Below are 9,709 nucleotides of genomic sequence, written 5' to 3' on the forward strand. Positions count from 1 at the left end.
AATAACATCTTTAGATAAAAATTATCTTCTTCTACTAAACTCTGTATGGTTTCATATTCGTTCATTTTACTAAGTATTTCTTCTAATTCTTTTAATAACTCTGTATCGCTACTATTTTTTTTACACCAAGTAAAAATTGATTCTACCTCTTTATAAATTTCCAAATACATAGTAAGTGTTTTTAGTTCCAATTTTTCTATTGCTGTATTTGCTGTATTAGCCATAATGTTCATTAATTTCTTTAAAATTAATCCAATAAATTCATGGTCATTAATATGAGAAGATAGTTGCCTACCTAGAGCACCATAATCATTTAGCAAAGTAAAATTGATTTTTTTATGTTTTAAAAGAAAAGGAAACAACTCAATAAAATCATTACAAAGTATACTAATTAAATCTATGTTTGAATTTTCATTATTTGTAGAGGCTGTGATAATATTGTAAGTACTTAACAATTCTAAATCAGATATTCTTTCAACTTCTAATTGAATTAGCTGTGACATACTATAACTAGACCTCATTATTAACATTCTCTTTTGTTTAGTACTTAACTGATCATTTTTTATTGTTATTTCAAAAATTGAGTTATAGATAAAAGTTAAAAATGAGTAAACTTCTGAATCCTCTCTCTTAATTGCTGTTTTTATTGTACTATCTATTCTTGAAAAAATTGCGCTGGCAATGTAGTCCCATTGGGAATTTTTCAAATGATCAATTTCTTTTTTTACGATATTTTCTTTATCCCTAAATGTAATAATATCCTCTTCTCCTGGTAAATTTAATTCGATATTGAATTTATAAAAATCTTTTAAAAAATATAAATACCTTACTGCGAGTCTAGAATTATTTGTTCCAATTGATTTGTTACAAATTTCTTCAATGAACTCTTCATATTCTATAAAATCATAAAAAGAAATATTATTTTCTACTCCGAAACTCCTAATATTTACATAATCGTTTAATAACCTATGCATTATCCAATCATGGCTAGTTTCATTAGCAGTTTTATAAAACCTTCTAAATAATTTTACAAAGGTGTTGATATAGTCTCTACACGAATTTACTTCCCCTCCTTTATTCTCTAAGATTTTCTCCTTTATTAAATCTATATATTTTTCCATAATAATATTAATTAACTGCCTTTCATTTCTTCTAATTATATTTTCTGCAATCAATGAAAGGGAATAAAAAGGATTATCAGTTAATTCATCATTGGACTCTAAATATTTCTTCCCACTTCGTTCATTAAGTTGCTTTAAAATTTCTTTTAATGGTTCGTATGACTTTGAATCATTGACGATTTCATTTATAGTTGGTGCTATCCTTAACAGACAAAAAAGATACAATATAATTCCAAAACATAAGATATTTAAAGAAAAATTAGTAATAGTTTCATTTAGTGAAAAATTCGCATTAATCATCACGATGATTGTAATAATGCAAAGTTGAATGTATTTTTGCAAAACTTTTGTTTTCATAAACTTTGCAAAAGATATTTTGTTGAAATTTTGCTCAAATATACTTATGGCTAGTATATACACTGCAATGACAATCCCTAAAAGAGAACTCACTGATCCAATTACTATTGAAATCATGTTTCTAAGTGTATCTAGTTCAAAATCTACACTTACAAGAGAGTATCCGCTTAGAAAAATTATAATTACATATATAAATATTAATAGAGCAGTTAATGAATATTCTCCTAACAATTTCTTGATCTTAGACATTTTAACAAACACCTCTTCCTTTAGAGGGGGAAGCCTCCTTTGATTTCTTAAATAGTTTTTAGCCCCTTAAACTCATTCTCATTTATAACTGGATATGCTGCTTTCCATAATTCAAATACATTGTAATTTGATGCCTGGCCATCTTTATACAGCTTAACGATATGAAATCCATAATCATCCCCATGCCTCTTAAGTGTTCTTTTTGATCGGTGTGAATACACTTTTCCTGTTTCGGAGATGTCGTATAGTCCTTCATAGCCTTTTATATCTCTAAATTCTTCTTCCCCTTAATCTACTCCTACTCTTTTTATTTTCCTTCACCGAGAGTTCTATTGATGTTTCTGCCATGAATCTGGAAGCTTGTGCAATTTTGTTATGCTTTGTATCAAATATTTCTTCTAATACAGTTTTAGTCCAGTAACCAACAAAAAGAACTATTAATGTAATTACTGCTGCGAAAATAAAAATAAATTTCAATGATTTTAGGTCCTCTTTTATCATGGTGATCGAAATTCCACTCCATATCGGAATGAACATCACAAGTAGAGAGTTCATATTGAATTTCCATTTGTAATTTTTTGAAACCTTTTCTAAAAAAGCTGATAGCTCTTTGTATTGCGATGAATGATTAAAATGAAAATTTTGTTCGATCCATGTTTTGAGTAACTTTTTCTCAGACTTACTTTCCTCTCTTCTTGCTTTTATAATTTTCTTGTCCAAGTTTTTTAGACTTACTAAAAAAAGGATTAAACTCACTATCAATGGTATTAGAATGAGCCTATTATCAATTAATATTGTTAAGATAAGGCTTAGTATTGTAAGTACAATTGTGGCTAAAAAGAATAATGAAGCCTTTTTATCTACAATTTCAAAGTTTTTTCTACGTTTCATTGTTAAGATATGATCTACAACCTCAGACAGCACAGAATTCCCTCCTTAATCCTTAATAAAAATATAGCATAAAATTACTATTAATCTAATATTCTCCTGTAAAAATGTGGAGATATTTGGTTAAATAGTAAATATAGCATTATCGAGTTTGCGCTTTTGAACATGACAACCCGAACAAAAGAATTTCCACTAATACTTCTTTACTACTAAGACTTACATGTTGGACCTGCTAAGAAAATAAAACCTTAAGAAATAGGAGGTAGTATCATGAATAACAGTTTTAAAGAAATACATGAGTATCGAAAATACACTTCGAAGGCTGAGATACATAAAGCTATTAATTCTCTAATTGGCATGATTGAGGGCATCCGCTTAGATCAGGCAATAAATCTTGATGAGCTTGAGGAAATCATTCATTGGTGCAGCATGCACAGGCATTTACATAAGAAATCTCCATTCTCTGAAATTATTCCTGTTGTTGATCATGCACTTGAAGATAACATTTTGGAACCAGATGAAGTCGAGGATATCCTCTGGCTTTGCCAAAAGGTCATTAAAGAAGATGATTTCAAGGAATATTACAATCTGATCACTTCTTCAATTCAACAGCTCGAAGGTATTCTTCATGGACTATTAGCAGACAACGAATTGACTGAGACCGAAGTCAATCAACTGGCAGCTTGGATGGAGGATCATGATTTTCTTAAAGGTACTTATCCATTTGATGAAATAGACAGCCTTCTTACCAGTGCCAGGGAAGATGGAGTTATTAGTGAAGATGAAAGACACATGCTCAAGGCTTTCTTTGGTAACTTCGTAGATACTAAGATTTCTTACAACGTAAATGAATTTGAAATTAAAACATTGCAAGGAAAGTATTCCGTAAGTGGAATTTGTGCAGTGTGTCCTGAAATTAAGTTTGAAGCTAAGTCCTTCTGCTTCACCGGTACCTCTTCACAGGCAACTCGCAATGAAATAGCTGAACTTATTACCACCAAAGGTGGTACGTTTAATAAAGGCGTCACTAAAAAGACTGATTACCTTATTGTCGGTGGAGATGGGAATCCCTGTTGGGCGTTTTCTTGCTATGGAAGGAAAGTTGAAAAAGCTGTGCAGATGAGAAGAGACGGATCAGGGATATTAATTGTTCATGAGAATGACTTTTGGGATGAGGTTTATTAATATCCAAAATACAAAAAGGCTTGGTTCAGAAATAAAGTCACTGATTCAAGCCTTTTATGTGTAAAAAATTCAAACGATCTTTTATACTTTGTTCCGTCTAATCTTCTTAAATACTACTAAAATAAAACTTCTTCTTCATCCTGTCCTATTGGATTAATAGAGTTTGTTTCATTATAAAGTTGTTTTCCATTAAGATAAAACTCAGTATTCTTACAACTATTGTTTTTAAAATCAATATGCCCAAAAAAAGCCGAGTTTTTGCTCTTGTTAATCCAAAGTGTCATCTCTTCTTCACATTGTGGACAAAGTAGTCTTCGATGTGAAAACGTATCATTTTGGTACTGATTAACAGCGAGAACCACTACTGTGACTCGTCCAACTCCATTTTGATATAACTCTTTTGCACATTCATAAACTGTTGCACCTGTAGTAAAAACATCATCAATTAACACTATATGTTTATTCTCGATAAGAGGTAGTCTTGATACCTTAAATTTTCCTTTAACATTATCAAACCTTTCTTCTTTTCCCAAAACTTTGTGACTAGGATATTCTACTGGGCATGATATCACCTCTGAAAAGTTGGGAATGTTTAATCGTTCACTTAACCTATTTATTATAGGTAAGAGCCTATCTTTTTTACTAGGACGACTCGGCACTCTTGTTATTCCATCCACCTTGTGAAATTCTAGATCAATTTTATTTATAATGGGTTCAAAGATATTTGAAAATAATATATTTTGAGAATCATCCTTTTTGCTTTTGTTTATTCTTTTTGAAAGCTGATGAACATGAAATAAATGATGCTGACTGCCGTAGTACCTTCCCAAAGCATAAATATCAACACTAGTGTCTTCTCTCTCCATTTTAAATGTAAAAAAAATACCCTTGGATCCAATAGGATTACGATTTTTCCCAACCAAGGTTGATCTAATTTCTGAAAAATATCCGTAATTAGTATTTAAGGCTGAAGGAAGTTCTTCAATCCTTGTTATTTTCTGATCGGGGAAAAAACCAATATCTTGATAAGTTATGTTTCTATCATTTATTAATATTGTTCCGACTGGATGCGGTAAAATACTCTTTATAATATCCTGATCTTTTGAAACGAAGACAATTTTTTTTGAGGGGACTTGCATGCTATTCACAACATTTTGTATTGTTGTTCCAAATACTGAGTCAGAAAGCGATTCCTCAATAAGTAGCTGGTTAGATATAAAAGTTGGGACAGGATCATTATATTTCACTATAAAAGCAAGTTTTTTATGGCCAACGAGGTTATTTTTAATAATGTTAAAATCACTCTCGGTTATCCCTCTGGTATATATAATAACTGCGTCTATTTCAGTTATCTTTATGAACATGCCCTATTTTTCCTTCACTTATACTTAATGGTAATTCTTTGTTTTCTTTTATGGTAGGTAACAATTCATGATGCTTTTGTGCAAGTGTATTCAGTAACTCGTCAATTGTTGAAAATACATTTGCACCATTTCTTAAAGAATATTTTTTTGGCCACTTTAACTCATTATTTTCGATAGCACTTTGTGGAATAAAAACCATTCTACCTTGCTTTAATGCATAATCCGCTTGGATTAATGATCCACTTGTTTCCCCTGCCTCAATAATTACTGTTGCTAATGAAATTCCACTCATAATTGCATTCCTCATTGGGAAATTCCATCTTTGAACAGCCATTGATGGTGCAAATTGGCTAATAACCAAACCTTCTTCTTCTATTTGTTCTTGTAAATTTTTATTTTCCTTTGGATAAACCTTGGTTAGTGGTGTTCCGATAACTGAAATGGTTGGATTTTTCATATTTATTGCTCCTGTATGTGCTGCTGTATCAATTCCTTTTGCAAGACCAGAGGCAACTACTATTCGGTTCTGCCCGAAGCGTTCTGCTAGTTTCTTTGCTCTAAGTATTCCATTTTCAGAAGGGTTTCGTGTTCCAACTATAGATATTATGTTAAAGTTCAATAAATTTGTGTTCCCTCTCATGAATAGAAAAATTGGCGCCTGTTGGGTATCCTCTAATAACTTTGGATATAAATCAGATCCTATTTTGACAATGAGGTCATCTTTTTTCAACGATTCAATTCCAACTTTTACTTTATGACTTTCAAAGAGAATCTCCCTTTCCTCAAACCCGGTCAACTCTGACATTTCTTTTACTATGTCAATAGTAGGAAGTGTTAAATCAATTTGAGAAAACATATGATCGTAAATTGGATCGCATTTCTTATGTTTACCTTTAAATAGCGCTAATAAAGTAAAATAGTTAATCGCATCGTTTATTGTTTGTGTTGTGTTTGCGTTACTTTCATTTACAGGTCCTCTAGAGGAGCCATAATTTCTCTCGATTTCAAACTTTCTTTCATATAGATCTGATTTTAAGTATATTGAATTAGATTTTGTTGATTTTATAGGAGAGATTTTGCCCGCGTGCACAAGCTGATTTAATCGTTGGGAACTGATCCCCAAATATTTCGTTGCTTCTTGCGTAAAAAGTATCTCATTTGATAAGAATTCTTTTAATTCATCGATTGTAGAAAAATTAAACATTTTCCATTCCTCCACTATTTTATGTAACTCTAGATTACCATTAGAGTTGATGATTATCAAGATGTTAATCATCAACTGCAGTTGATTTTACGAACATACGTTTGTATAATGTTACCGAGGTGAGAAAATTGTACCAGGAACATTACCAAACCACTGAACTAGAAGATTGGGTCTCAACGATGTATAAAAAAATGGGTATTACAAAACCATCCCTCATTAATGAACAAAAGATTTCACGATACTTTGACATTTTCTTGAAAAAGAAACCCATGCACAGCAGCTATCATATTATCGGAAGATATAGGGATATTGTTATTGATGAGCGAGAACCCGAAGAGAAGCACAGGGAGATTTTTTTCCACGAACTATGTCATATCCTTAGGCATTCTGGAATCCAAAGTATGATGCCCACCGCATTTAGAGAACTCCAGGAATGGGATGCCAAGCATTTTACCCAATATGCAGCTATCCCCCGGCACATGCTTAAATTTATCCCATTTCAAGATCATGATGTAGTTAATCAAATGTCCCTCATGTTTCAAGTCTCACCTGAACTGTGTGAAATGAGACTGGAGCAAATTAAAAGAAGATTGCAAATTGCTAAGAAAGTTACCTTTTAAGCTATTTTTTTGTTCAGTAATAGTGTTTATCGTTAATCAAAAGGAAGTGATCAAATGAAGGCAGCAATATACGTCCGTGTGAGTACAGCCGAACAGGCAGCTGAAGGATATTCTATAAGAGCTCAAACTGACCGGCTGAAAGCTTACTGCGTCTCTCAGGGCTGGGAGATATTCGAATTCTATGTTGATGATGGATACAGTGCTAAAGACACGAATAGGCCCAACCTGAATCGAATGATGAAGCATATTGAGGAAGGTTTAATTGATTGTGTATTAGTTTACCGGCTAGATCGCCTAACACGGTCTGTAAGAGACCTTTACAGTATCTTAGAAACACTTGATAAGTATGATTGCAAGTTCAAATCTGCAACAGAAGTATACGACACGACCACCGCTATGGGTAGAATGTTCATTACAATAGTAGCCGCACTTGCCCAGTGGGAACGGGAAAACACTGGCGAGCGTATTCGCATGGGGATGGAACAGAAAGCCCGGGAAGGAAACTGGGTCATGAACCAAGCTCCTTACGGTTATGAAATAGATAAAGAAAATAAAACACTTATCGTGAATGATCAAGAAGCATTAATAGTAAAAAGAATTTATGAACATTATTTAAATGGGAAGACAATGAGGAAAATAGCAGTTGGATTTAATAAATCAAACGTAAGTACAAAAACAGGTGCCATATGGAATGAATTTAAAGTTAAATATATTCTTTCAAATCCCCTCTACATAGGAACTATGAGGTACAACTATAGAGTGAACAAAGAAAATTATTTTGAGGTTGAAGACGCACATCCTGCGATCATTTCAAAAGATACCTTTGAGAGTGCACAAAAAATTAGAGAAAGCCGAAGGGTTGTTCATCCACGTGCAGCTACCAGTAAATTTATATTCTCAGGAATTGCGAAGTGTGCCCGATGCGGTGCCCCTTTAGCTGGAAAATATGGTTATTACAAAAGTAAGACAAAAAAAGACCATATTTCTCGACCGAGAAATTATTATTGCACAAAACGACGCCTAGGAAAATGCGATCTGCCTCACATTGGAGAAAACCTTTTGGAGTTACAATTTCTCAATTATTTAAATACCATTGAGATAAATGAAAATATTCTTGATGAAATCAGTGATAAAAACGAACCTGATGAAAACGAACAACAAATAAAATTATTTCAGAAAGAATTAAAGGAAATTAATAATCGTCGGAAGAAATGGCAGTATGCCTGGGTAAACGAAATGATTAACGATGATGATTTTACTAAGAGGATTGAAGAGGAAAATACAAAAGAGAATGATATCAATAACCAGCTATCATCTCTCAGACCTTCAGGGGAAAAGCTAAAACCTGAAGATTTATCTGAAATTCTTCTTGATTTAAAATCTAACTGGAATAAGCTTGATGCATTGGAGAAAAAGTTACTGCTTCAAATGTTCACAAAGAAAATTAAGGTGGATAGTTTTAAACAGTCGCCAAGAGATAGAAACCCGGAATCAATTAAAATTATGGATGTAGAATTTTATTAAATCATAAAGACAATCAAGCTCTTAACTTAATTAATCTTGATTGTCTTTTTTATATTTATGAGTCCTTTTATATTTACTGGGTGCCCCGTTAAACTCGCTCTAATCGCAATTTCTGCAGTTTCCTTATCCCGTATCTCACCGACCATAATGATATCGGGGTCGTGTCTCAGTATGGCTTTCAATCCTGATGAATAGGTAATACCCGCTTTTTCATTTACTTGGATCTGCACCATATCCTCGTGATCCTTCTCGATGGGATCTTCGAGGGTGATGACATTGCGGTTGAGGATGGACGAACAATGATGGATAAGCGAATATAACGTAGTGGTTTTCCCGCTGCCTGTGGGTCCTGTGAATATGATGAGGCCGTGGGAATACATGAGAAGGGCGAGAAGTTTTTTGGCTGAAGATGGGTATAGCGACATTTTTTCAAGTGGAACGTGAAACTTGTTGGGGAGAATTCTGATGACTAGACTTTCTTTGAGGTGATTGGTCGGCAGGGTTGAAATTCTTAGGGAGACGGGTGAGTTTTTGAAGGTCGTGTTGAAGGAACCGCTTTGAGGTTTACGTTTTTCCCCGATATCCATTGAGGCCATGAATTTCAGATGAGCGATCAGCCTTTCCCCCTGTTCAAGAGGAATCGATTGAAACGGAGACAAAATACCGGTTTTACGAAACTGAATGTAGTAATCATTTAGCCTTGGAATGAGGTGAATATCTGATGCATCATTTAACATTGCATCTTTGAGCATGATTTCCGAAAGAGATTCTACCGATTGATAATTCGTGACTGGCACCACCTTTCTGTTTCTATAAATTATATATACGACAAAAGTTTACAAAATCCTTTATTTTTTTGATTTATTTGCTAAACTGGACATGGCGATGACCATGTCCAGCCTAGTAATTGAAGAAATTTGTTTTGTAGTAACAGAACAGCCTACCATAGCATAAAGAGTAGGCGGGGTTTGTCTACGGTCTGAATCCTTTTAATTTCAGAAGGTCTTTTTTGCCGTTAAGTCGATTGTATATTAGTATAATGACACTGAATTCTATTGTTATATTGGAGCATTCCATATTAAATCAAAAAAATGAATATGTTCAAAGTTCTCATTATTAGGGTTTACAATATGAAAACCTCTAGATTTCCAGTCCCTGGCAAAATCATCTTCTCCCTTTAACGATGCCAGTTGAGCA

8 protein-coding genes and 1 pseudogene are annotated in these 9,709 nt (G+C 33.3%); 3 read left to right on the plus strand and 6 right to left on the minus strand.

The genetic code is table 11. The features are described from left to right. From HP456_RS15215 to HP456_RS15225, 3 genes are all read right to left on the minus strand, one after another. The coding region (locus HP456_RS15215) for a hypothetical protein (protein ID WP_172252581.1) at positions 1-1,727 on the minus strand (1,727 nt) is incomplete at its 3' end. 47 nt (positions 1,728-1,774) lie between these two features. Further along, positions 1,775-1,948 (minus strand): hypothetical protein, encoded by a 174-nt coding sequence (locus HP456_RS15220; protein WP_312857772.1) that lies wholly within the window; start codon positions 1,946-1,948, stop codon positions 1,775-1,777. A 49-nt stretch (positions 1,949-1,997) separates the two neighbouring features. Continuing rightward, a complete protein-coding gene (locus tag HP456_RS15225) occupies positions 1,998-2,651 on the minus strand; it encodes a hypothetical protein (RefSeq protein ID WP_172252583.1) in 654 nt (217 codons plus the stop codon). A gap of 234 nt (positions 2,652-2,885) precedes the next feature. Between HP456_RS15225 and HP456_RS15230 the strand changes: the two genes are divergently transcribed. After that, positions 2,886-3,800, plus strand: a complete 915-nt coding sequence (locus tag HP456_RS15230) for a BRCT domain-containing protein (RefSeq protein ID WP_172252585.1) — start codon at positions 2,886-2,888, stop codon at positions 3,798-3,800. Between the two features lie 116 nt (positions 3,801-3,916). On the opposite strand, the gene HP456_RS15235 is transcribed toward HP456_RS15230, so the two are convergent. After that, the gene (locus HP456_RS15235) at positions 3,917-5,164 is read right to left on the minus strand and encodes a ComF family protein (protein ID WP_172252587.1); all 1,248 of its coding nucleotides are present in this window, start codon (positions 5,162-5,164) and stop codon (positions 3,917-3,919) included. Next, a complete protein-coding gene (locus HP456_RS15240; RefSeq protein ID WP_246289098.1) occupies positions 5,145-6,368 on the minus strand; it encodes a DNA-processing protein DprA in 1,224 nt (407 codons plus the stop codon). The genes HP456_RS15235 and HP456_RS15240 overlap by 20 nt, the downstream gene beginning before the upstream one ends. 179 nt (positions 6,369-6,547) lie before the next feature. Here HP456_RS15240 and HP456_RS15245 point away from each other — a divergent pair, with 179 nt between their 5' ends. Beyond that, the gene (locus HP456_RS15245) at positions 6,548-6,988 is read left to right on the plus strand and encodes an ImmA/IrrE family metallo-endopeptidase (protein ID WP_172252598.1); all 441 of its coding nucleotides are present in this window, start codon (positions 6,548-6,550) and stop codon (positions 6,986-6,988) included. Between the two features lie 54 nt (positions 6,989-7,042). Then, positions 7,043-8,512: a recombinase family protein gene (locus tag HP456_RS15250; protein ID WP_172252600.1), complete on the plus strand. Its 1,470-nt coding sequence runs from the start codon at positions 7,043-7,045 to the stop codon at positions 8,510-8,512. 74 nt (positions 8,513-8,586) lie between these two features. On the opposite strand, the pseudogene HP456_RS15255 reads toward HP456_RS15250, so the two are convergent. Continuing rightward, positions 8,587-9,309, minus strand: a pseudogene (locus HP456_RS15255) (ATPase, T2SS/T4P/T4SS family); the annotation flags it as partial. Positions 9,310-9,709: the final 400 nt, after the last annotated feature.

The sequence above is a fragment of the Bacillus haikouensis genome (assembly GCF_013179555.1).
GTDB lineage: Bacteria > Bacillota > Bacilli > Bacillales > Bacillaceae_B > Rossellomorea > Rossellomorea haikouensis_A.

Coding starts and splice junctions, on each gene's coding strand:
- HP456_RS15235 (WP_172252587.1), bottom strand. CDS start 5,164: ATGTTCATAAAGATAACTGAAATAGACGCAGTTATTATATATACCAGA.
- HP456_RS15240 (WP_246289098.1), bottom strand. CDS start 6,368: ATGTTTAATTTTTCTACAATCGATGAATTAAAAGAATTCTTATCAAAT.
- HP456_RS15250 (WP_172252600.1), top strand. CDS start 7,043: ATGAAGGCAGCAATATACGTCCGTGTGAGTACAGCCGAACAGGCAGCT.
- HP456_RS15230 (WP_172252585.1), top strand. CDS start 2,886: ATGAATAACAGTTTTAAAGAAATACATGAGTATCGAAAATACACTTCG.
- HP456_RS15245 (WP_172252598.1), top strand. CDS start 6,548: ATGTATAAAAAAATGGGTATTACAAAACCATCCCTCATTAATGAACAA.